Annotated in this window: 22 protein-coding genes; 18 read left to right on the top strand and 4 right to left on the bottom strand. The window is 44.2% G+C overall.

The genetic code is table 11. The features are described from left to right. Positions 1–43 precede the first annotated feature (43 nt). From nuoH to ACSUPM_RS03645, 8 genes are all read left to right on the top strand, one after another. Positions 44–1,030 carry an NADH-quinone oxidoreductase subunit NuoH gene (nuoH, locus tag ACSUPM_RS03610; RefSeq protein WP_037026128.1) on the top strand — a complete coding sequence of 329 codons (987 nt, stop codon included), beginning with the start codon at positions 44–46 and terminating at the stop codon, positions 1,028–1,030. 238 nt (positions 1,031–1,268) lie between these two features. After that, entirely contained in the window at positions 1,269–1,784 is a 516-nt protein-coding gene (nuoI, locus tag ACSUPM_RS03615) for an NADH-quinone oxidoreductase subunit NuoI (RefSeq protein ID WP_436880311.1), read from the top strand. Then, positions 1,781–2,512, top strand: coding sequence for an NADH-quinone oxidoreductase subunit J (gene nuoJ, locus ACSUPM_RS03620; protein WP_101211531.1), 732 nt, complete (start codon positions 1,781–1,783; stop codon positions 2,510–2,512). Before nuoI ends, nuoJ begins: the two co-directional genes overlap by 4 nt. Positions 2,513–2,610: 98 nt before the next feature. After that, complete coding sequence (nuoK, locus tag ACSUPM_RS03625; protein WP_025653102.1) at positions 2,611–2,919, top strand: NADH-quinone oxidoreductase subunit NuoK; 309 nt, start codon at positions 2,611–2,613, stop codon at positions 2,917–2,919. 4 nt (positions 2,920–2,923) lie between these two features. Next, complete coding sequence (gene nuoL / locus ACSUPM_RS03630; RefSeq protein ID WP_201616771.1) at positions 2,924–4,798, top strand: NADH-quinone oxidoreductase subunit L; 1,875 nt, start codon at positions 2,924–2,926, stop codon at positions 4,796–4,798. Position 4,799: 1 nt separating this feature from the next. After that, positions 4,800–6,428: an NADH-quinone oxidoreductase subunit M gene (gene nuoM, locus ACSUPM_RS03635; RefSeq protein WP_025653104.1), complete on the top strand. Its 1,629-nt coding sequence runs from the start codon at positions 4,800–4,802 to the stop codon at positions 6,426–6,428. A gap of 3 nt (positions 6,429–6,431) precedes the next feature. Further along, on the top strand, positions 6,432–7,910 hold the full coding sequence (gene nuoN, locus ACSUPM_RS03640; RefSeq protein WP_025653105.1) for an NADH-quinone oxidoreductase subunit NuoN: 1,479 nt from the start codon (positions 6,432–6,434) through the stop codon (positions 7,908–7,910). Between the two features lie 171 nt (positions 7,911–8,081). Next, positions 8,082–8,912 carry a ferredoxin--NADP reductase gene (locus ACSUPM_RS03645; RefSeq protein WP_025653106.1) on the top strand — a complete coding sequence of 277 codons (831 nt, stop codon included), beginning with the start codon at positions 8,082–8,084 and terminating at the stop codon, positions 8,910–8,912. Between the two features lie 185 nt (positions 8,913–9,097). Here the strand turns inward: ACSUPM_RS03645 and ACSUPM_RS03650 are convergent, their stop codons facing one another. Beyond that, on the bottom strand, positions 9,098–9,895 hold the full coding sequence (locus ACSUPM_RS03650; protein ID WP_201566355.1) for a hypothetical protein: 798 nt from the start codon (positions 9,893–9,895) through the stop codon (positions 9,098–9,100). 766 nt (positions 9,896–10,661) lie between these two features. Here ACSUPM_RS03650 and ACSUPM_RS03655 point away from each other — a divergent pair. Next, entirely contained in the window at positions 10,662–11,549 is an 888-nt protein-coding gene (locus ACSUPM_RS03655) for an energy transducer TonB (RefSeq protein ID WP_201566356.1), read from the top strand. A gap of 161 nt (positions 11,550–11,710) precedes the next feature. After that, positions 11,711–12,586, top strand: a complete 876-nt coding sequence (locus ACSUPM_RS03660; protein WP_025653110.1) for a mechanosensitive ion channel family protein — start codon at positions 11,711–11,713, stop codon at positions 12,584–12,586. 93 nt (positions 12,587–12,679) lie between these two features. On the opposite strand, the gene ybeY is transcribed toward ACSUPM_RS03660, so the two are convergent. Then, positions 12,680–13,276, bottom strand: a complete 597-nt coding sequence (gene ybeY / locus ACSUPM_RS03665; RefSeq protein WP_025653111.1) for an rRNA maturation RNase YbeY — start codon at positions 13,274–13,276, stop codon at positions 12,680–12,682. 144 nt (positions 13,277–13,420) lie between these two features. After that, positions 13,421–14,509 carry a PhoH family protein gene (locus ACSUPM_RS03670; protein ID WP_101211534.1) on the bottom strand — a complete coding sequence of 363 codons (1,089 nt, stop codon included), beginning with the start codon at positions 14,507–14,509 and terminating at the stop codon, positions 13,421–13,423. Positions 14,510–15,179: 670 nt separating this feature from the next. Between ACSUPM_RS03670 and ACSUPM_RS03675 the strand changes: the two genes are divergently transcribed. From ACSUPM_RS03675 to ACSUPM_RS03710, 8 genes are all read left to right on the top strand, one after another. Further along, complete coding sequence (locus ACSUPM_RS03675; protein WP_407074185.1) at positions 15,180–16,490, top strand: FAD-dependent monooxygenase; 1,311 nt, start codon at positions 15,180–15,182, stop codon at positions 16,488–16,490. Between the two features lie 79 nt (positions 16,491–16,569). Then, positions 16,570–17,838, top strand: coding sequence for an FAD-dependent monooxygenase (locus ACSUPM_RS03680; RefSeq protein ID WP_436880191.1), 1,269 nt, complete (start codon positions 16,570–16,572; stop codon positions 17,836–17,838). Between the two features lie 38 nt (positions 17,839–17,876). Continuing rightward, positions 17,877–18,575, top strand: a complete 699-nt coding sequence (locus ACSUPM_RS03685) for an OmpA family protein (protein WP_201616773.1) — start codon at positions 17,877–17,879, stop codon at positions 18,573–18,575. 17 nt (positions 18,576–18,592) lie between these two features. Further along, on the top strand, positions 18,593–19,249 hold the full coding sequence (locus ACSUPM_RS03690; RefSeq protein ID WP_227692044.1) for an OmpA family protein: 657 nt from the start codon (positions 18,593–18,595) through the stop codon (positions 19,247–19,249). Positions 19,250–19,261: 12 nt separating this feature from the next. Then, positions 19,262–19,921, top strand: a complete 660-nt coding sequence (locus ACSUPM_RS03695; protein ID WP_201566359.1) for an OmpA family protein — start codon at positions 19,262–19,264, stop codon at positions 19,919–19,921. Positions 19,922–19,979: 58 nt separating this feature from the next. Then, positions 19,980–21,176: a hypothetical protein gene (locus tag ACSUPM_RS03700; RefSeq protein WP_436880192.1), complete on the top strand. Its 1,197-nt coding sequence runs from the start codon at positions 19,980–19,982 to the stop codon at positions 21,174–21,176. Between the two features lie 58 nt (positions 21,177–21,234). Next, entirely contained in the window at positions 21,235–22,056 is an 822-nt protein-coding gene (locus tag ACSUPM_RS03705; protein WP_436880193.1) for an OmpA family protein, read from the top strand. After that, a complete protein-coding gene (locus ACSUPM_RS03710; RefSeq protein ID WP_436880307.1) occupies positions 21,972–22,919 on the top strand; it encodes an IS256 family transposase, variant Zn-binding type in 948 nt (315 codons plus the stop codon). The genes ACSUPM_RS03705 and ACSUPM_RS03710 overlap by 85 nt, the downstream gene beginning before the upstream one ends. 103 nt (positions 22,920–23,022) lie before the next feature. Here ACSUPM_RS03710 and ACSUPM_RS03715 read toward each other — a convergent pair whose 3' ends face one another. Further along, positions 23,023–23,934, bottom strand: coding sequence for a lysine exporter LysO family protein (locus tag ACSUPM_RS03715; protein WP_436880194.1), 912 nt, complete (start codon positions 23,932–23,934; stop codon positions 23,023–23,025). Positions 23,935–24,426: the final 492 nt, after the last annotated feature.

Here is a 24,426-nt window from a genome sequence, read left to right on the forward strand (position 1 = left end):
TACCCGTATTATCCCTGATGTGCCAAGCTTCTTAGCGAGTAGCATGAGCTTTGATACTTGGTCGATACTTTTTTTGGTCGTACAATCTTTGGTTATCTTTTTAGTGGTAGTCATTGTTGCAGCGTTGATGATTGTCTATGAGCGTCGTATGTTGGCGCTTTGGCAAGACCGTTATGGTCCAAACCGTGTGGGACCTTTTGGCTCTTTGCAACTGGTCGCGGATATGCTCAAAATCTTCTTTAAAGAAGATTGGACGCCCAATTTTACCGACAAATTTATATTTACTCTAGCACCTGCAGTGGCCATGTTTACTGCATTGGCATCGTTCGCAGTTATTCCTATCTCACCAACACTGGGTGTGGCTGATTGGGATATCGGTATCCTGTTTTTCTTTGCGATGGCAGGTATCGCTGTTTATGCCGTTATGTTTGGTGGCTGGGCATCGGCTAATAAATTTTCGTTACTCGGTGGCTTACGGTCTGCGGCACAAACCATCAGTTATGAAGTATTCTTGGGTTTATCGTTGATGGGTGTCGTCGCCTTGACCGGCTCATTTAACTTACGCGAGATTGTCGAGTCACAAATTGATGGCTGGTATATCATTCCACAGTTTTTCGGATTTTTGACCTTTGTCGTGGCTGGTGTGGCTGTTACGCACAGACATCCATTTGATCAGCCAGAAGCAGAGCAAGAGCTGGCCGAAGGGTATCATGTTGAATATTCAGGCATGAAGTTTGGGATGTTCTTTATCGGCGAATATGTCAACGTCGTTTTGATTTCTGCATTAATGACATGTTTATTCTTCGGTGGTTGGCTTGCGCCTTTTAACCTAGATATTCCATTCATTCCACCCGCTTTTTGGTTCATGATTAAGACGCTATTCTTTATGACCATGTTTATTCTGGCTCGAGGCTCACTCATGCGTCCGCGCTATGATCAGGTGATGAACTTTGGCTGGAAAGTCTGCCTGCCCGTCACGCTAATTAATTTATTGGCTACTGCGGCAGTCATATTGCTGATGATGGATTAAAGGCATTGACGTAATATCATTGCGGTAGTTTGGAATGAAGAACACGTATCTTATTTTATAAGTTTGTTTGTGGTAGATACATCCGTGATTTTTCGGATAGAAATGAGGTGATTGCTCGTATTGTTGAGCAACTTTATCCATATTTGGGATAAACCTAATCATTTAGCATTGCAAATATGCAAAGGAAAGTTCCATGTTAGCAACTTTTTTTACGGCCATAAAAAAGATCGTCATTGGTATGTTTACCATTGTACGCAGTATGTGGATGGTTAACAGTCATGCCCTTAGGCCACGTGACACCATCCTTTATCCTGAAGAGCCGGTACTGGTACCGCCGCGCTTTCGTGGACGTATTATATTGTCTCGCGACCCTGATGGTGATGAGCGCTGTGTTGCTTGTAACTTATGTGCCGTGGCCTGTCCAGTCGGCTGTATCTCCTTACAAAAAGCGGAGCGTGAAGATGGTCGTTGGTATCCGGAGTTTTTCCGTATCAACTTCTCGCGCTGTATTTTTTGTGGCCTATGCGAAGAAGCCTGTCCGACGACCGCGATTCAAATGACCCCCGACTTTGAGCTCGGTGAATATAAGCGCCAAGATTTGGTCTATGAAAAAGAGCATTTGCTGATTTCAGGACCGGGTAAATATCCCGATTATAACTATTATCGTGTGACGGGTATGGCGGTAGCGGACAAACCAAAAGGCGCTGCTCAAAATGAAGCAGCACCGATTGATCTAAGGAGCTTGCTGCCATGATGAATATCTTGAACAATCCTGAACTGGCAGGTTTTTATGCGCTTGCCGCGGTGGCTATCTTTGCCAGTCTACGGGTAGTTACCCATGCCAATCCTGTACACGCTATTTTGTCGATGATTGTGTCTTTATTGGCGGTCGCTGGCATATTTTTTGTGCTGGGTGCGCCATTTGCTGGGGCGTTAGAAATTGTTGTTTACGCTGGCGCAATTCTAGTGCTCTTCGTCTTTGTTATTATGATGCTCAACTTGGGTATGAGTAATGATGAGCGTGAAGAGCGCTGGCTCGATGCAGGCACTTGGGCAATACCGACAGGGTTGACGATCGTTATCGCCGTTGTGCTCTATGCGCTGATTGGTCTTAATCACGACGAAGCAGCCGTTATTGGTGGTATGAGTGTTCCTGCTAAAGCAGTGGGTACTGCCTTATTTAGTAAGTATATTATGTTGGTAGAAGTCGCTGCTTTGTTATTATTAGCGGCGCTAGTGGCTGCGTATCATGTGGGCAAAGAGTCGAGTGATGATGAAATTGTCGGCAATGACAGTCAGGACTTTAAGCCCAGTGTGGGCAGTATCACCCAATACGATAACGATAGCACTCATACTGAACATGATGCGGTAAAAATGGCTAAACCCTACGAATATAAAGATGTCGATCCACATGACTACGTTGGTAAGAAGGTAAGTATGCAGGTGGGTATGAAGAAAGTCACGCGCAAGGAGTCTGACTGATGGTACTAGCAGCAAGCGTGGCACGAGACGTGTCGAACGTGCCGTTTGCCCATGAGGTGGCAGGCTTAGTACAGCCCGCTGCCGCGGCGCAGAATGTACTGGGTATGATACCCATGAGCCACGGACTAATTTTGGCGGGAATTTTATTCGCCATTGGTCTGTGCGGTGTCATGGTACGGCGTAACTTTTTATTTATGCTAATGAGCCTTGAGATCATGATGAACGCGGCAGCCTTAGCGTTTGTGGTCGCAGGCAGTCGCTGGGTCGATCCGGATGGACAAATTATGTTTATCTTTATTTTGACATTGGCAGCCGCTGAAGCCTCTATTGGTCTGGCAATATTATTACGTTTTTATCATCAGCGTGGGCATCTCGATGTCGATAGCGCCAATGAGATGAAAGGATGATGTCATGAGTTTATTACCATTAACCTTTATATTCCCGCTCGTTGGCTTCTTGATTTTAGCCTTTATGCGTGACAAATTATCAGAGCAAGTGGCTGCAGTTGTCGGTGTTGGCAGTATGCTGCTATCAGCGTTATGCACACTGGTGGTCAGTTATACTTTTTTAACGACGCATCCTGCGGGCACGGTCATTGAGGTTCCGCTATGGACTTGGTTCCAAGTGGGAGACTTTGCACCAAGCTTTGGCTTGAGCTTTGATGGTTTAGCATTAACGATGACGGGTGTTATTACTGGCATTGGCTTTTTAATCCATCTATTTGCCGCTTGGTATATGAAAGGCGACACAGGTTTCGCTCGTTTCTTTAGCTATATGAACTTGTTCGTTGCCAGCATGCTGTTGTTGGTATTGGCGGACAATTTATTCTTGCTCTATCTCGGTTGGGAAGGCGTCGGTATCTGTTCATACTTACTCATTGGTTTTTATTATCATGACAGAGCCAATGGTCGGGCGGCGATGAAAGCCTTTACCGTCACCCGTGTGGGTGATGTGTTCTTAGCCTTTGGTTTGTTTTTATTATTCCGCGAATTTGGCACGCTTAATATTCAAGAGATTATTACGCGCGCTCCGGAAGTGTTTGATATTAACAATCCAACGATGATTCTAACGACCATGATGCTCGTTGGTGGCGCGATGGGTAAATCAGCGCAGCTACCATTACATACGTGGCTTGCCGATGCGATGGCAGGTCCGACGCCAGTTTCGGCATTGATTCACGCGGCAACGATGGTCACGGCAGGGGTTTATTTAATCGCCCGTCTGCATCCACTGTTCCTGCTGACGCCTGGTATTTTATTATATTGGGTCGGCGGCGTTGGAGCACTGACGTTGGTCGTTGCTGGCTTTTGTGCACTGGCGCAAACTGACATCAAACGTATCCTTGCTTATTCGACTATGAGCCAAATTGGCTATATGTTCTTAGCACTTGGTGTGGGCGCATGGCAAGGAGCGATTTTCCATTTGATGAGCCATGCTTTCTTTAAAGCGTTGCTATTTTTGTCATCAGGCGCGGTCATTTTGGCGGTACACCACGAGCAAGATATCTTTAAGATGGGTGGCTTACGCAAAAAGATTCCATTGGTGTTTTGGTGTTATATCATCGGTGGCGGTGCGCTGGCTGCGATACCTTGGGTCACCGTTGGCTTTTATTCTAAAGAAGCCATTCTGTGGGAAACCTATGCCACTGGTCATCAAGTTTTATTCTATATGGGTGTATTCGGTGCTTTCTTAACCGCGCTTTATACTTTCCGTATGATTTGGATTGTGTTTTTTGGCGAAGAAAAAACCCATGCGCACAAGTTGTCAGGGGTGTCATATTGGTTGCCACTGACTGTATTGCTGGTGTTATCAACTGCGGTTGGCGCATTGATTACTCCGCCATTGCAAGGGGTGCTGCCAGAGAGCGTTGGACACTTATTAGAAGTTGCTGGTCAAGCGCATGCCAAGCACACCGCAGAGTATATCGCGATGGGTGCGATGCTCGCAGGGCTTGTCTTAGCAGCACTATTATATGTGGTGGATAAAGGTCGTACACTCACACGCTTTAAGCGCTCACGTATCGGCGGTGCGTTATATCATTGGTGCTACCACGGTCTGGGCTTTGATGCGCTATACGATATAATTTTTGTAAAACCCTTTTTGTTCATCGGCCGCTTATTTAAAGCCGATCCTGTCGATAAATCGTGGCTCCTATTACCTAAGCTGGCATCGGCTGGTAATAGGGTATTGTCTGCGACGCAAACAGGGTCACTTCGAGGTTACGCTACAAGCTTTGGCTTGGGCATGGCTGTATTGCTGGTGCTGGTAATGATGACGGTGGTATAAGATGATTGAGTTACAACAAACGTGGATGCTACCAGCATTGATTGCGATTCCGTTTATTGCTGGATTGCTGTGTTGGCTGGTAGAGCGCTTTAATAAACGTCTGCCGCGCTGGATTGCTTTAATTGGTATGACGTTGACTTTTGCTTTGTCACTGGTACTGTGGCAATACGGTGATTTTGGTGGTATGAGCAAGCAGGTGATTGCACCAGATGCTGCTGTGCCTTGGGTCGCTGAATTTATGGTGCCTTGGATACCGACTTTTGGTATTAGTTTTCATTTAGCGATGGATGGTTTGTCGCTCATGATGGTGGCTCTTACAGGGCTACTGGGTATCGCAGCAGTGGCCTGTTCGTGGAATGAGATTCAGCGCCGCGTTGGTTTCTTTCATCTAAACTTGCTGTGGAGTTTGGGCGGCGTTATCGGTGTTTTCTTAGCAATTGACTTGTTTTTATTCTTCTTCTTTTGGGAGATGATGCTGGTTCCTATCTACTTCTTGATTGCTATTTGGGGTCATGATGTGGTCGGTGGCAAGACCAAAGAATACGCGGCAACCAAGTTCTTTATCTATACCCAAGCGTCTGGCCTCATCATGTTGGTCGGTATCTTGGTACTGGTCATCATTAGCTACGCACAAAAAGGCGTGGTCAGCTTTAATTATAATGACTTGCTTGGTACCTCGCTTGGCGGTTGGGAATATCCCATCATGCTATGCTTCTTTATTGGCTTTGCGGTCAAGCTACCGATTGTTCCCTTTCACGGCTGGCTACCTGACGCCCATGCGCAGGCACCAACCGCCGGTTCAGTGGATTTGGCAGGGGTACTGATCAAGACCGCCGCTTATGGTTTGATTCGTTTTGTCTTACCACTGTTCCCAGCCGCATCACAAGATTTTGCGCCAATAGCCATGACCTTGGGTACGATTGGTATCTTTTATGGCGCATGGCTAGCCTTTATGCAGACCGATATGAAGCGCCTGCTGGCTTATACCAGTATCTCGCACATGGGTTTTGTGGTATTGGCAATCTATGCAGGTACGTTGCTCAGCTTGCAAGGTTTGATGATTCAAATGCTGGCCCATGGCTTAAGCTCAGCGGCTCTATTTATTATGGCAGGGCAGTTGTACGAGCGTCTGCATACCCGCGATTTAACCTTAATGGGCGGTATGTGGGGACAATTCCGCTACTATGCACCGATACTGATGTTCTTCTGTGCCGCTTTGTTAGGTATTCCAGGTACTGGTAACTTCATCGGCGAGTTCATGATCTTATTAGGCGCATTTGCTCAGTATCCCGTGTTTGTGATATTGGCCACCTTTAGCTTGGTATTGGCAGGGTTGTACTCCCTTATCTTGATTCATAGCGCGTTGTTTGGTACCAATAATGTTAAAGAATTGGCCATGCGCGAGACCAAATCACACGGTTTACCGAGCCGCAAATTAAAAGATTTGGGCAAACGTGAGCTGTCATTATTACTGATGCTCGCCGCAGGCTTGGTCTGGCTCGGACTGTATCCACAGCCGTTCCTTGATACCTCAAGCCACGCGATGCAGTGGATTAATAATGCCTATATATATAGTCAAGTGACACAAGTAGACGCATCGCAGCTGCTTGATGCAATGGAGGCACGTTAAGTCATGAATGAATTTACGATGAATGATTTGATGGGACTGATGCCTTATGCACCGATCATTGCCGTCGTCATTACGGTATTGCTGGTAATGATCGCCATCACTATTAAACGCTCACATATGATAACCGGCACTATTACAGTCGTTGGTCTTAATATTGGTCTGTTTACGTTAATTGGGCAAATGGCAGGCATCATTACTAGTGGGTCGCAGTTACCAGTCGCCGAACAGCTTTTTGTGATTGATAACTTTGCGCAGTTCAACATGGTAGTGATACTGATCTGTGCGCTGGCTTGCTGTACGTTGTCTTATGCTTATTTGGCTGATTTCAAAGACAATAAAGATGAGCTGTACTTGCTCATGCTGCTATCGACCACTGGCGCGCTGCTCATGGTCTGTGCTCAGCATATGGCATCGTTCTTTATGAGCTTAGAGCTGCTCTCAGTGCCACTCTATGGTCTGTTGTCTTATACTTACATGCGCAATCGCTCGCTTGAATCAGGGCTTAAATATCTGGTGCTGTCAGCGACGGCATCGGCAACCTTGCTAATGGGCATGGCCTTTATCTATGCGCAAGTCGGCACGTTGGCCTTTAAACCGATTAGTATTATGTTGGGTGACGTGTTTGAGTCGCCACTATTAATACTCGGCGCGGCAATGATGATGTTCGGTATTGCGTTTAAACTGTCGGCTGCACCCTTTCATATGTGGACGCCCGATGTTTACGAAGGCGCACCGGCACCGATTGCCACGTTTTTAGCATCGGTATCAAAGGTCGCTATGATGGCGCTTGCAGTACGGTTCTTAATCGATACGTCTTTATTGGCATTACCGTCGGTACAGATGTTACTGATGGTTATGGCGACCTTATCGATTTTGGCGGGTAACTTGTTGGCAGTCCGTCAGACTAGCCTAAAACGCTTATTGGGTTATTCATCCATTGCGCATATGGGTTACGTGCTTATTGTCATCGTCAGCATTGGTACGGCAGCAGATAGTATTTCTAGCATGTATATGGCCGTTTATGCGTTTACCTCTATCGGTGCTTTTGGTGTGGTGACCTTGATGTCGAGCCCGTATCGATTGGCTGGTGAAGCGGATGAGCTGACCCATTATCAAGGGCTGTTTTGGCGTCGTCCGGTGCTGACCGCTGTTATGACAATTATGATGTTGTCATTGGCTGGTATTCCACTGACGGCAGGCTTTATCACTAAGTTGTTTGCGATATTGGCTGCGGTACAAGGCACACATTGGTTCTTGGCGGCTATGATTATCTTGGGTAGTGCCATTGGCTTGTTCTATTACTTGCGCGTGATGCTTACCTTATTTAAACGTCCTAAGCAATTTATCGAGTTTGACGTCGCTGGACAATGGGGTATTCGTACCGGTGGTATCATGGTGATTGCCGCGACTGCGCTGATTGTCTTCTTCGGTATCTTGCCAAACACCTTAATTGAGTGGGCAAGTCTGGCTCGTATTTGGTAATACTATTATAAATGTAAGGTAAGTCGCTGCATTCTTATGGAGCTGCTTATCTGCTGTTACGGTTAGAAAAACAAGATGCGCCCGCTTTATGATAAGCTTGGCGCATCTTTTTTTGTACTTTTTAAATTCTTATAAGTATAAATCTTAATAAAATATGAGTGACGAATGATTATGAGTGACAATATCCAAAGCGTGACGGTACTGAGTAAAACCACTTGGACCCCGAATTTGTTTAGCTTTACCGTCAGCCGTCCAGATAGTTTTAAATTTACGGCGGGGCAATTTGTACGTTTGGGTGTCAACCCGAGTCAATTAAAATATTATCAGCAGCAAGGCGAGTCTGCCAAAGATGCACCTAATGCTGCATTGAATGAAGATATCTTTCGTGCCTATTCTATCGTCTCATCTCCTTTTGATGAGGTATTAGAGTTTTTCTCTATCGTGATTCCTGATGGCGCGTTCACCTCGCAGCTGCAGCACTTACAAGTGGGCGATGAGCTATTGCTCAATACCATGCCGTTTGGTTTTTTAACCTTAGCACGTTATCAAAAGCCGTTGCCAAAAGACTTATGGCTGCTGGCGACAGGTACGGGCTTGGCACCGTTCTTGTCGATGCTACAAGACTTGCAAACGTGGCAGGATTACGATCATATTGTCTTGGCGTATAGTGCGCGCTCGATAGAGGAGCTGGCCTATGTCGAGCAGATTGAACGCTTGCAAGAAGACTTTGGCTCGCTGGTCGATAATCCAGCCAAATTAATCTTCATTCCTATTGTTACTCGTGAGCCAGTTGAGGGCGCACTGACAGAGCGGCTACCAAAACTGTTATTAGATGGTACGTTACAAGAACGCGCGGGCATAGCGTTAGACACTGAGAGCACGCATGTTATGTTATGTGGCAATCCAGATATGGTAGAAGACACTAAAGAAACGCTAAAGTCGTTAGGTTTGGTGATGAATCGTCGCGGTGAGGGCAATATTGCGGTAGAAAACTACTGGTAACGCTCGCTATAGTTAGTAAAAAGTAATATCGATACATGACGCACTGCTGATATCAATTTTCCTTGCTTGCTGTGCCTGCGCAGACAGAAGCTACAAAAAATTGGTATCAATAAAAAAACGCTGACTCTTAAAAGACCATAGTCTCCAAGAATCAGCGTTTTTTTATGAGCTAAGAGTAATAATGTCTAAACTTGACTCGGCTCAGTGGCATCAGCAATTGGATTGATTGGGCCTTGCATCAGCTCAGGCTCATCATCGTCACCAATGATGTCTTCGTTGCTGCTCGCTGCCAATAGATCTCGATAATTGATTTGCGTTTTCAAAATCATTTGCTCTTCTTCAATTTCGCCATAATTTACTTGCACCTTATGCAAAGTGCTCATGATTTTTTTGTTCTTCTTCAGCCAGCGATTGATATCAAGATAGATGACTTCGTCTTTTGCGCGAGCGATATTGATATAGGACAAAATAAAACCCAACGGGTCTTTTTTCAAGATGCGGTGATAGAACCAGATAAAGAGCTTAATGCCTTGGCGCTTGATAAACGACTCGCAGCGTAGGTTGAGCACATCGGTATAAGTCTGCTGCCCAAATACAAAGCGCTGTACATTGCGATCAAGCTGCACATGAACCAAGCTAAAATTACTGGCAACTTCCGCATAAATACCGGCTGCATTTATCGTGCAGTATAAGCGGAACCAATCGTCATGCATCTCAACACGCAGCTCTAAGATGGCTTTGACATTGTCGGTCACGAACTTTTGCAGGGCATCATTGACATAGATTTGTGCCACTGGCAGCGATAGCTCGTCCTCAAACTTGTCAGTCGTTCTGTTATATATATTCTTAATAGTCTGGGTCAGGCGCTCCCAACCATCGCTGAATGACTCGTCAAAACGATAGCCGATACTATCGAAGAAGTCATCGAAGCTGTCTGAATTATTCATGTTATCAAAATCACTCAAACTTATTATCCTTATCATTATCGGGCAGCAACATCAGAGGCGACGCAAAGTAGCGTTTATGAAAAATAGCGTCTATAAAATAGAAAACGTCTTGTAAAAGTCAGACATGCTACATGAGTTCAAAGTAGTTTTGGCTCAAAAAATGGTCACTATAAAACGGGTTTAAATGACATATATGGATACTAGGGCGTGTCCTCAATTCAAGCGATGAACCTCTAAATGAGCTAAAAATGGCTAAATTTTGTCAAACGTCGTCAAAGAGCTGGGCAATATCCCGATATTATCGGCGCTGTTTTCCTTGATTGACTGCAATTTATTTCATTTTTATCTCCATTTTTCAAAGGAGGACACGCCCTAAGCTTAGAGCAGCGCTATGTCATATACAATAGAAATTCACGATTGTTAGGGTAATACCTACTATTTATTATTGTCATCATTAGAAACAGTATATAACAAATCAGCAGCATGCAAAATGAACACATGCGTTTTGTCGCTATTCATTTAAACCTATTGCAGGTTAATAAACTAATAATGTACCCCTGTTAACGGATATTCGTCATAAAACTGTCTCACCCTCGCTAGGTTATGACTTTGCCAAAAAAGGCCAAGATGATGCAATGTGTGCTAGCAACAGTTATGCTAGCGACATAATTATGTGTCATGTTATGATAGCGCCAACATATGCTCATGTGCTTTAAATAGCGCGCCAACATTATAAGCATATTGTCTGCACCCTTATATTTATAAATAACTATAAGCTCATACCTAAAAGCTGAGACCAATTGTGGCCTATATCAAAGACTCGCAAAGCTACCACTTTTCAGCGCAAACCCCTAAGCGTGATATTAGCTTGCCTGTTGCTATTGTCATCGCCGTTGCCGTCCATGCGGTGATTATTTTTGGTATCAGTTTTTCGATGGGCAAAGACCCTGCCGCGATGATGCAAGACGTGGCCAAGGCACTCACCGATAATATGCAGCCGAATGAAGATGCGCATTTTATTGCCAATGCCTCCCAAGAGGGCGGTGGCACAGTGCGTGAACCGTTGCGGCAAGAGAGCGATCAGAGCAGTCCGCTCTCTGCTGAGCAAATGAGCGAAACGCAAGATGTGATCAGTTTGCAGCGCCAAGTGCGCCAGCAGCGCTATCAAGAGAGCTATCTGCGTACCACGCTGAGCTGGCGGCAGGCTACGGTAGAGTCTGATAATGACAGTAAGCAAGCAAAAGATGATCTCATGGCGCAAGAAGAGCGGCTGCGTAAAGAGATTGCCACGTTAGAGGCGCAACTGTCTCAGCGTCAGCAGCTCTACGCGACCAAGTCGAAAGTGGTGACCGTTGACAGTAATTCAACGACGCGTGGTGCAGCTGCCGATTATATCAATACTTTTCGTGAGCACGTCGAGCGCGTTGGCAACTTACAGTATCCTGCCCAAGCGCGTGCGCAAGGTATTACGGGCGAGGTGCGCCTCATGGTTATTATCAATCATGATGGCAATATTAAAGCCATTCGTCTGCTTGAAAGCTCAAACTCCACGATACTCGATGAAGCTGCCAAGCAATCAGTACGGCAAGCAGCGCCCTTTGGCAAATTCACTGAAGACATGCATGATATCGTCGAGTTGCGTTTGATACGTACCTATCGTTATAGTGACAAAGTAGACGTGACTTATTAAACTGTTAAAAGCCCATTCTATTTTTCAAAATGACGTCTATAACGGTATAGATTTAACGACAATTTTTTAATGATAGTCTTTAATGGCCGTTTTTTAATAATCGTGTCTTTTATAGCAACTACCCACATTCATAAAACACAGTAATAGAGTAAAGAGTCAGTATGGAATTTTTAGGTTTTACCGTAGATGTTGCCAGCTTAACCAGTAACGCTTTAGGCTTAGTTATTAAAGTGGCCTTAGCCATACTCATATTCGTCGTAGGGCGCTGGCTGGCAAAAAAAGCTGTCACCGTCGCGCATCGAATTATGCTACGTAGCCACTTAGATGACACCGTTGCAAGCTTTTTAGGTCGGTTAATTTATGGGGTACTGCTGGTCGTGGTATCTTTGGCTGCGCTAAGTAAAGTTGGCGTACAGACTACCTCGGTTGTCGCTATATTAGGTGGTGCTGCGGTTGCGATTGGTCTGTCCCTCAAAGATCAGCTGTCAAACTTCGCGGCTGGTATCATGATTGTGACTTTTCGTCCCTTCGTACGCGGTGATTTTGTGCAGATCAGCAGTTACACTGGCACCGTCACTGAGATTACGCTAGTCAATACGCATATTACGACGACCAACAATCACGATATTATTATTCCTAATAGCAATATCACTACCTCAGCGGTCATCAACTATACGGCGCTGCCCAATCGCCGTGTCGATATCACAGTAGGTATCGGCTATGATGCCGATATTAAAACGGCAAAAGAGGTCATGCTAAGTTTGGCTAGAAATAATGCAATGGCCTTTACGGACCCTGAGCCCATCGTACGGGTGACCAACCTAGGTGATAACTCGGTTGATCTGACTTTAAATGTCTGGACGACTAACGCCGACTGGTGGTCAATGCAATGTGACTTGCTTGAACAGTTTAAACATGCGCTTGATGATGAGAAAATTGAGATTCCATTCCCGCAGCGCAGTGTCCATGTCAAAGGTCTAGATCAAATGATTAACCAAATGGGTGAGGCACAAAAGCTAACCATGACTAAAGACTAACCAAAGATTGGCCGCATAAATTTAACTGTTTATTAACTTATCGCTTAATAACCGTTATTAACTTAACGGTTATTAAGTTAAACAGCCATTAAATTAAATATAAGGATTTGGTAGGTTTAAACCTGCCAAAATCTCAATCTCAAAACTTTCCATCTCATCTTGCTCGGTCTGTCCGAGCTCATGATCAAACCCTAATAAGTGCAGCATACCGTGTATCAATAGGTGACTAATATGCTGCGCGACGGTTTTGTTTTGCTCGGCGGCCTCACGTACCATGACTTCATGACAAATAATTAGCTCACCCAGCGGCAGCGTTGGCATCAGCTCAATAATGTTGGCTGGCATCTCACTGGGGTAGGACAGAATATTGGTCGCATAATTTTTGCCACGCGCTTCCAGATTTAACTCGCGTCCCTCCGCCTCATCCGTAATATATATATCGAGTGCTTTTGGCTTCTGTTGCCATTGCTCATGACTGATATCTGCAAAATAAGGCAGCGTCATGCCAGTGTTAATACGTTTATCGATATAATTTAAAGTCGCCATTATGACTGACAACAGACTATCTTCACTATAAAAGCGCTCAATCAAATCATCATTAATACTGTCAATAGCGCTGACATTGAGCTCAGCACTGGTGAGATTGTTTGCATCTGTTTCATTCATATTATTATCATTAGATTGGTTCATTTTTCTATCCTATTAACAAATAGCACGGCCTAATAAAAAACCGAACTACTGTCTTTAGTAATCCGGTTTTGATTAGTTTGAAGCTAAACGTTTTAAAGCTAAACGTTTCATTATAGCTACAATTCAACAGCTATAGCTTTTCACCTATAGTTTAGCCGCCGCGTTACTTATCGCTTGTCTGCGCTCTTGCTCAGCTAAGCGTTCTTGTTTGCGTTTTTCTTCTAGTATCAACTGCTCATTATCAAACACATCATAAGCTTCAACGATTTGTTGCACCAACTGATGGCGGACCACGTCTTTTGAATCAAACTTAGTGATATGAATCTCTTCGATACCGCTTAGGATTTCGAGCGCCTGCGTCAGTCCTGATTTGGTACCGCGAGGCAAATCGACCTGAGTAATGTCACCCGTGATGACTGCACGTGAGCCAAAGCCTAAGCGTGTCAAAAACATTTTCATTTGCTCAGGCGTGGTGTTCTGCGCTTCATCCAAAATGACAAACGAATTGTTCAAAGTACGACCACGCATATAGGCCAGCGGGGCAACTTCAATGATTTGCTTCTCAATCATTTTGCCGACTTTTTCAAAGCCAAGCATCTCGTACAACGCATCGTATAAAGGGCGTAAGTAGGGATCGATTTTTTGTGACAAGTCACCGGGTAAAAAGCCTAACTTTTCGCCTGCTTCTACCGCAGGGCGCACTAATAAAATACGCTCAATCTCATTACGCTCTATCATATCGACGGCACAAGCGACTGCCAAATAAGTCTTACCGGTACCGGCAGGCCCAATCCCGAACGACACATCAGACGATAAAATATCTCTCACATAACGCTGCTGATTGCCACCGCGCGGAATTATTTTACCATTACGAGTACGCAAGCTGATCGGGGTAAACTCACTAGCAGTAGCTAAGTCGTCCTTATTCTCCTCAGCAGCTGCTTGCTCATCTTCCTCATTGTCTTGATCGCGCGAGATGCTTGACTGGATAATGAGGTGCAGCTCTTCTGCGCTAATATCTTTTGAATTTTGAGCTTCATCGACCATTTTATAAATGATACGTTCGCCGCGCTCAACGCCAGTGATATCGCCACTCAAACAAAAATCGCCTTGGCGTTGGCTAATTTTGATATCGAGGCGTTCTTGGATATATTTCATGTGGTTATTGTATTCACCAAGCACGGTTTTTAGCTGTGCTGGAGTCAATGATTCGAACTTTATACGGCGGCTCATGGAGTCAGTCAATCGATTATCCTTATATTGGTAGCCCGATGCTATTGCTATTTATTGATAGAGGCAGGGGCATAATAGATAAAATAGTCAGTAATGCTTTATTGCTTTTAGAGAGTAGCGACAACAATGACGGTAAAATTATTGTGGGGTTTGTGGATGATAATAAGTGAATGGCCTGCCTTCATTATGGTAGATAGATTTTAAAATTCAAGCAATAGATGGCGTGAAAGGCCTTGTTTTTGTATGACGATTGCAACCGCTGCGCCAAGATTTTACAAGCGCTGATGCTTAAGCTATACAACTTTGTGTCTCAAGCACACTATCACTGCTGTTTTAGATATTTCAATAGTTTTTGTACACGCTGTCTATACCGTCGAGAGCACAGAATAGTAGACAATTTGTGGTAATCTATCAGCCATATCATCACAATTTAATTAGTTATAGAGGTGAAAAATAATATCAGCCATACCGTCACGTTTTTAGGATATTTTGACTATATCTAAATAGCTAACTTAACAGAAAAATTCACGTCTTAATAGAACGATGACGTTTTTAGATAGAACAATATAACGTCTACGATAATAACGTTCTTGAAGGTTCATCAATAACTCGTTTTTGCTAATGATGGATAGCCAGCCAGCATGCTAAAGAGATCACATAAGGAATAATAATGACACAACAGAAAGGTTCAAATTTATCGGATGCTACAAACCAGTCTAAAAATACAAAGGCAATGACTGAGCAGCAAGTCCTTATCGCCGGCGGTGGTCATGTAGGCTTGTCTTTTGCGCTGTTACTCGCACATCATGGTATTGGTAGCACCTTGCTTGAGAAGATGAGCTATCCAACCATTAGTCCCAGTGATGATGCTAAGCGCCGCCATTATTTGGATAGCCGTAATACTGCTTTATCGCGGCGCACGGTACAGATCTATCAAGAGATTGGCCTTTGGGATGAGCTGCAAAGTCACGCTTGCCGTATTGATGCGGTGCAAATTAGCGAGCAGGGCAGCTTTGGGCGCGCGCAATTAAACAAAGCGGAAGAGCGGGTCGAGTCATTCGGCCAAGTAATGGAAAATGCGTGGCTCGGACGCAAGCTGTTATTAGCTGCGCAACAAGAACCGCTGATCACTTTGATTGATAATGCCAATGTCACGGCAGTTGCGCAGCAAAACGATATGGTGACGCTGAGCTTTAGCCGCCATAGTGAAAAGGACGATGAGCAGCAATTGCAGGGCAGCGTGTTGGTCGCTTGTGATGGTCGTGACTCTACCGTACGTCAGCTATTGAATATCGGCACGACAACTTATGATTATCAGCAAACTGCTATCGTCGGCGTGGTAGAGACTGACAAGCCACATGAGCATGTGGCGATTGAGCGTTTTAGCCCAGCAGGGCCACTGGCGGTATTGCCATTGACCGATCCAGAAGGTGATGGTAATGATGACTATCAAAAAGGCTATAGACGTTCAGTCGTTTGGGTTTGTCCAACGGGTGAGGAAACGCAGTATCTAGAAGATGATGCGCATTTCTTGGCAACCTTGCAGCAGGCTTTTGGCGCGCGCGCTGGCACCTTTATAGCGGCTGGTCGTCGCGGCGCTTATCCTTTAACGCGAGTGCTCGCTGACAAACAAGTCGAGGGTCGCTGCGTCATCATGGGTAATGCAGCGCACACCTTGCATCCAGTCGCTGGACAAGGCTTTAACCTGTGTATGCGTGACGCTCATGTACTGGCGCAAATGATGAGTAGGCAAGTGTTAAAGGGCGCAGATATCGGTGATACGCAACTGTTAAAACGCTATGAGAAGGCACGTCAAACGGATCAAAAACGCGTCATTCGCTTTTGTGATGCCGTCGTACATGGCTTTACGCATCCAAATCCAGCGGTGAAGCTGGCACGTAACGTGGCTTTGGTTGCCTTTGATAAACTGCCAAATATTAAGCCGCTAATCGCTAACTATGCGATGGGCTTGAAGTCGTAGTTTGTCATAGCACGAGCACGTTATATCAATTGTCTATACCAATGTTCTATACGATGGCACTTAAATGTAGGAATAACTTATGAAAAATAATCATACGCTGATTATCGGTAGCGGTATTGTTGGGGCGACATTGGCGTTAAAACTGGCGCAAGCAAAAATGCCCGTGACGTTGATTGATGCACGTCCTGCGCGTGATGAGTCGGATTGGCAAGAAGTATTGAGCGCTCGCGACGCTCGCGTTTATGCACTGAGCGTGGCCAGTATTAACTTGCTGAGCGATGTCGGCGCGTGGCAAAAGATTGCTGCCTCTGAGCGTAAAGCGGACTACTCACAAATGCAGGTATGGCAACTCAACGGTATGGGCGAGCTGTTATTTGGCGATAGCAGCGACAATCATCCTAACAGTACGCTGCCGCAAATGCTTGGCAGCATGGTTGAGCCCGCCATCATTGAACATGCGTTATGGAAACGCTTATTTGAGGACGATATCAGTGATTATCTGACTGTCATCGCGGGTCAAAAAGTTATCGATATGGACTGGCGAGGTGCCGAGCAAGGCTACCGTGTCACTTTAAACAATAATACTGCTATCGATGCGGCACTATTGGTTGGTGCTGATGGTCGTGGCTCGTTTGTGCGCCAGCAAGCAGGGATTGGACTGGATACACTCGATTATAATCAAACCGCAATTTGCTGTGCGATTCAAACTAAAAAACCGCATCGAGCGACTGCACGCCAAGCGATGTTGCCCACGGGTACGCTGGCATTATTGCCCTTAGCCGATATTACGGATGAGGATAAAGCCAATCCACAGCACTGGCAATCGATTGTATGGACATTGCCACGCAATCAAGCGCTGGCGTTGATAGAGGAGGACGCGCGCGTCATTGCTGATAAATTGGCTGCTGCGAGTAACTACGAGCTGGGCGCTATCAGGCAGATTGAATCAATCGCCAGTTTTCCACTGACTGCTCAACAAGCGAAAAGCTATGTTTCGGATAATTTAGTATTAATCGGTGACGCGGCACATGGCGTCCATCCGCTGGCGGGTCAAGGATTGAATTTAGGCATGCTCGATGTGCAGACGTTAAGCGAGCAATTGGCTAATGATTTTGAACGTAGTGGTGGGACTAGTTGGGGCAGCAATCAAACGTTGCGTAGCTACGAGCGTTTGCGCCGTCCACATAACAGTCTAATGATGCATAGCTTCTCGGCGCTTAACTGGCTATTTGCAGGGTCGCTTGCACAGATGCGTCCTATTCAACAAATCCGCAGCGAAGGTATGTATCGTGTCGGCAAAATCAAGCCGTTGATGCGGTTGTTTGCTAAGCAGGCGAGTGGGGTTTAGCGTTTTATTGAAGTTATTAACTACACTAAGGATGGCGTATGAAAAATAAGTCATGGATGACGATAGCCGTGGTAATAGCTGGTTTTACTTTAACTTCCTGCCAATCCGTACCCAAAAAAACCATAATCGATGAAAAGGCAGACAACACACCTAAAGTCCTGATAGAGCCACTTGCAGATACAGACAATGATGGCATGCCCGATGAGCTAGATCAGTGTCCAAACACTCCTAAAGGGGTAGTGGTAGATGAGTATGGCTGTCCAGTAGCGGTGAGCTTGATCGATTATCTTACGATGGAGCTACGAGTTTTCTTTGAGCAAAATAGTAATGAGTTGCAAACGAAGTACTTACCAGAAGTAGAAAAAGTAACGGAAAAAATGCATAGTGATCCTGAGCTGGTGGTAGTCTTATCTGGTCACATCTCGGAGCCTGAAGCTGCGCAAAAATCAGTAGATATAGACGGAAAAATGAATCAAGTAAAAGCTGATAAACGTCCATTAGGACGTGAGCGGGCACAGGTAATAAAAACTGCTTTGATTAACAGAAATATAGCTGCTGATAAAATTTATACGTTTGATTGCGCTGATAGTATGCCGATTGCACCTAACGATAATGAGGAAGGCGCTTCAATGAACCAGCGTATTTATGGCAAAGCGTTAAAGGCAGATGATTTTTATACGGGCAGTGGTAATGAGCACTCACTCACGTACTATAAAGAATTTTGTCAGCAATTTTAAAGGTAGAAGACATAACCATGCTATTAAGAAGTACGCTTGTTGTTTTAATCAGCGTCTTAACGCTATCCGCATGTCAAACCGCCGATTTGTCTAAGCAAACAAGTCAAACCATCAACATGCCAACGGTTGTCGTTAATTTGGATAGTGACAGTGATGGCGTTCCTGATGAGCTAGATCAGTGTCCAAATACGACAGAAAACGTGGTAATAGACGAAAGAGGCTGTCCTGAGGTTATAAGTCTTATTGGTATGCCTCCAATGATGGAGTATCGTGCTTTTTTTACCAAAGATAGCAGTGAGCTATTGCCACCGTATCATGATGAGCTTGATAGAGTAGCAGCACAGATGAATAACTATGAGACGGCTACTATAAGAATTGAAGCTCATGTCTCAGAGGACGAGGTCAATGAAGCTTCTACCTCAACTTTGCAATCAAACTCACTGGCTAAGAATAGAGCGCTCGTTGTTAAAAATTACCTAATTTTAAACCACAAAATTGAGTCTAGTCGTCTGACTACTCTCGATTGCGGTATTAGAGGTCCTATTGCACCTTCTGATACCGAGGAGGGCAGATCTATGAATCGTAGAGTTTATAGCTTAGTAAGCGATTCAAAAAACCACAAAGCTGATTATTATCAAAATGACCTAGTCTCAAACAGATGTATCGAGTTCTAAAGGTAAAATACAATGAAAATTAAATTAAGAAATACAATTCTAGTTTGGGTAAGCGCTTTGGTATTAACAGGCTGTCAAACCGCCGATCTGTCTAATCAAGCAACTCAAATTATTGATATACCAGTTGTTGAAGCTATTTTAGATAGCGATGGCGACGGATATTCTGATGATATAGACATGTGCCCAGGTACTCCAATGAACATAGTAACAGATGAAAGGGGTTGTCCCTTTACTGGCATGGGGATAGGTCTAAAAATGGAATATCGTGCCTTTTTTGCCAAGGGTAGCAGTGAGCTATCGCCAGAGTATCAGCTTGAGCTTGATAAAGTAGCAGCAAAGCTGCAAGAGTACTATACGGCAACTATGCGTATTGAAGGGCATGCCACCACAAATGAAATATCCGCTACTGATACAGCCCTGCAACCTAATTCTTTAGCAAGGAATAGGGCGCTTATCGTCAAAAACTATCTGATAATGCAGCATCAAATTGATCCTAATCGTTTAAGTGCCTTTGGTTTTGGTGCTGAACAGCCTATTGCATCCTCTGATACTGAAGAAGGTAAGTCTATGAATCGCCGAGTTTATGGGGTAGCTACTGCAGATTTCGATACCGAAGAGGAGATGTCTATGCACCGCCGAGTTACTAGTATAACTATGGAGCCTGAAGATTAATTATTTAATGGTCAATCAGCAGATTTTGATTTAAAACAACTATACCAAGGCAAATCCTATGCTCATCCCGAAGTACTGGGCGCAACACAAACAGCGCTTTGAATCGCTAGAAACGTCTAGTAACCCTTCCAAGCAAGCCACTATTAAACGTTATGGTTGGTCAGATGTCAGTCAAGCAGAAGCGCTAAGCCATGCTAAATCTCGCGTGAGTGAGGCGCATAACTGTTGGCTGGCAGGTGAAGATATCTTACGTCGTGAGCGCAGGGAAGAATATAACGCAAGCAACGGTATTCCCATTCGTGAAGAGATTATTTCTGGGCATGATTTTCCAGAAAATGAATTATCCAATAATATCGCAGCAGAGACCCAGCTTATCGTTACGCGTAACAGCTATGGTGCACAAGTCGCCAACGTTGATAACATCGCCATCATTGATGTTGATAATGACGATTTATTGCGTCATATCTATCCTGATGATTATACCCATCATGGCTTTATGCCTGCCTTTCTCGTTAATCAAAGTAATCCCACCAGCAAAATTAAAATTTGGTTTTTTGTTATTGCCTTTATACTCATCGCCAGTGTCATCGCTTGGCTAGGATTGTCATGGTTATGGCTGTTAGTCGTTATGTTTGGTGTGACTGCTTATTTGTGGCAACAAGCCAGTGCCAGAGACAAGACCCGCACGCAAAAATATGCCGATGACGCCGCCTCGTTACTGCCTTATATGACAGATTTAATCATAAATCGCGTCGCCAATTATCCCAACGAGTCCTTTCGTTTATATCAGACGCCTGCAGGTTTTCGTATTATCGCCACACACGATACCATTTCGCCAAGTGATAAATTAGTCGAAGAATGGTTTGAGTATTTCCATGCGGATGCCAACTATGTGCGCCTTTGTCAAGCGCAGCAATGTTTTCGAGCGCGCCTCACTGCCAAGCCGTGGCGTATGAATGAGGTCGAGGATAACAACTTGGCTAAAGATATCCCTGCGAAAAACTTTTGGTTCGCTGATGATAGTAATACTGATGATACGGACTCACAACACCACAAAGCGCTTGCGGCACGCCAGCAATGGATTACCGACTATGATCAGTATGCTAAAAGCTATCGAGCTTGCCGTTATATCGAGAGTATTACTGGTAGAGAGGTTGCCAATATAAGCGCCAGTACAGCACAAGCTACTATTGATGAGTTTATCCAGTGGCATGACAAGGCTTGTCAAGTAGATAAAGAGTTACCGTTGGCTTGACTCGGATTTTATTTTATACATAAAAATGAGCTTTTGACCATTTCAAGGAAAAATCACTATGACTATTAAACTAAAATGCTACAGCGCTTTATTATTAACCGCATCTATAACACTAGCAGGCTGCCAAACTACTACAACTACGCCGTCCAAAAATACCTCTCAGTATGAAAAAATCAGAACGATGCAAGCAGATAGCGATTTAGATGGCGACGGCGTCCTTGATGCTATCGACGAGTGCCCTGAAACGCCACCTAACATCGTTGTAGATAGTGCAGGTTGTCCAGTAGTGGTTTATACAGGATCGTTAGAAATAGAATTTCGAGGATTTTTTGAACCGATGAGCAGTCAACTATTTGACAAATATGATAAAGGATTTGCAATAATTGAAGAAAGTCTTAACGAGCATCCAGACGCTAAGGTTTTTATTTTTGGTCATATGGCATCTAATGAGCTTGAGTTAACGCACAATAAAAATAATTTATCGCGCAACCGCGCCATTAATGTTGAAAATAGGTTAGTAGAAAGGCATCACATTGCCTCTGATCGCATCTCTACTTACGATTGCTCAGATAGATATCCGTTTATAGATACAGACTTTAGGAAAAGTGATTTTGAAAATATGGAGTCTAAAAATAGAAGGGTATCTGTTAAAGCAAGTACGCAAGTAGATGATTTAGCAAATCTGGAAGCCGCAAGTGATCGAGAAAATTACGAAAGATACTCAAAGCACTGCGAAATATTTGGTGTAATGGACATTATTCATGCTGGCGTAGGGTCTAACGCTATATACTGTCTATATTTGCAAGGAATCAAAGCCATGAATCAAAAAACTGCCCTTTTTGTCGTGATAAACACACTAAAAAGAACGGACGCAAGCTAGGCAAACAACAGTATCAATGTCTAGCTTGCAAACGGCAGTTTTTAGGTGGCAAAAGACTCAATAACCAAACCCTTTGGACGGAATACACTCAGGGCAAACAGACCTACAAACAACTGGCTGACAAGTATAGCTGTAGTCTTAAAACCATTCAAAGACGCTTAGACACAGTCAGTATTGACTATCAAGTTAAGCGACCGAATACTGCTAACATCATCATGGACACCACTTACTTCGGTCGTAAGTTCGGTTTAATGGTTTTTATGGACAATACCACTAAAGCCGTTCTTTACTACGCGATAGTCAGTCATGAAACCAACAGTGCCTACAAACAAGGAATTGATCATCTAGCATCGTTAGGCGTTGATATACAAAGCATCACCTGTGATGGTAGACGAGGACTGCGTACGTTATTCACCCGCACCCCTTGCCAGATGTGCCAGTTTCATCAGGTGCAAATAGTGACCCGCTACCTCACTCGTCGACCTAAGAACAGTGCCAGTATCGAGCTTAGACGACTTACTTTAGAAATAAAACTGCTTGATAAAGAGGCGTTCATACAGCGCTTAGATCACTGGTATGTGACTCATGAAGCCTATCTCAATGAACGTAGTACCAATGACGATAACAGTAGAACGTGGTACACGCATAAGCGCCTTAGAAGTGCTTATCGTAGCCTCAGAACCAATAGTGATTGGTTATTCATTTATCAAGAATATAAGCATTTAGATATACCAAATACCACCAATTCTCTTGAAGGATTATTCAGCGAGCTCAAGCGACAATTACACAGTCATCATGGTCTAAATGAGCAGCGTAAGTTGCGGTTTATTAAAGACTTTTTAGGGTCAAAGTCTCTCAAATAGCATGAATTATGTCCATTAGCGACTACCTTCTACTTTTTAGCATGAATTTTGTCCATTACACCAAATATTTGAATAAGGGTTTAAATGCCATCAAAATTTTTATTCACCCCAACGCCGAAAATACCACCATCAGTACTGGCGCGACAATATTGATAATAAAGCCAAAGCTAATCGCCAATGGCACGACTTTTAAACCACCCGATTGCTGAATGATTGGTAAAGTAAAGTCTAAGCTGGTCGCACCACCCAATCCAACCGCTGCCGACGGATATTTACGCATAAAGACGGGAATAAATATCAACGCAAAGAATTCACGTATCAAGTCATTAAATAACGCCACACTGCCCCAAATTGCCCCATAAGCATCGGTCATCACAATCGCTGATAGCGAATACCAACCAAACCCTGACGCCAGCGCCAAGCCTTTAGTCCAAGAGACATCACTAAATATTAGCGCAAAAATAAGCCCGCCAACCAGCACGGCTAGCGTAAAGATAATACTCATCTCAACGCCGCGTCTATTGAGCAGCACTTCTTTTAACGTAATACCTGAGCCTTTAAGTCCTATACCCACTAGCAAGATTAGTATCATTAGCATCACCGTCATGGTGTTTTCAGGCGGCATATAATCGGCCGGTAAAAAATAGCCAATCACCATCCCAATGACCACACAGATAACTTGGGCGAGGCTGCCGCGAATACTAACGCGATGTTCTTTAGATTTTACGCTGAGTTTTTTGGCATGCCATGGGCGCAGACGGTCAAATAGCATAAGCCCAAACAAGCCCGACCCAATTGTCAGTATTGATAGTATCGTCACATAAAGTGCGATTTCGCCTATTTGACTGCCTAGCCCTTCAACTTGTGCCAGCTCAATACCAATCAAGCCTAAAATAATAAAGACCAAATAAGACAAGCCTTTATCGGCAATTTTGGTCAAGGTTGGATTAGATGGAATGGCAAAGCCAATAAACATTGGCATTAATACCAAGACAAGAGTAACTAGGCTTTGCATGGTGATAGGCTCGAAATATTGGACTCGAAAGGTGAGACTTTGAATAGTGGAATCATGGCCTTTTTATAAGCGGGCAATTGTATCATATCAGAGGTTAAAATCTGGCTATTAAAGCTGCTATATTGATGACGTAGACGTTAATTAAGCAAGTTATTGAGATTTTTATTTATGCCAAACAATTCAACATCCAAAAATACTAATAATAAAAATGATTTAGAACCTTTAACTAAAATTCACTTGGCAGTTTTCGGTGGTACTAGCGGTATCGGATTGGCTTTAGCTTTGCATCATTTAAAACTAGGTGTGCTGACGAGCGTATGGCCGTGCATCATTTTGATGCGCAGCGGTGCAACTAATAGGAGTAGCCACATTATCGCACTAATTTGGTGCTAGCCATGAAGTGGTAGATATGACAAGTATTTATGGCTACTTAGTGGCTACGACCTCAGTATTTATGCCGCTTCAGCGGTGTAAACTAAGCACGTTGAGATG

The sequence above is a fragment of the Psychrobacter okhotskensis genome (assembly GCF_965638355.1).
GTDB classification, from domain to species: domain Bacteria; phylum Pseudomonadota; class Gammaproteobacteria; order Pseudomonadales; family Moraxellaceae; genus Psychrobacter; species Psychrobacter okhotskensis.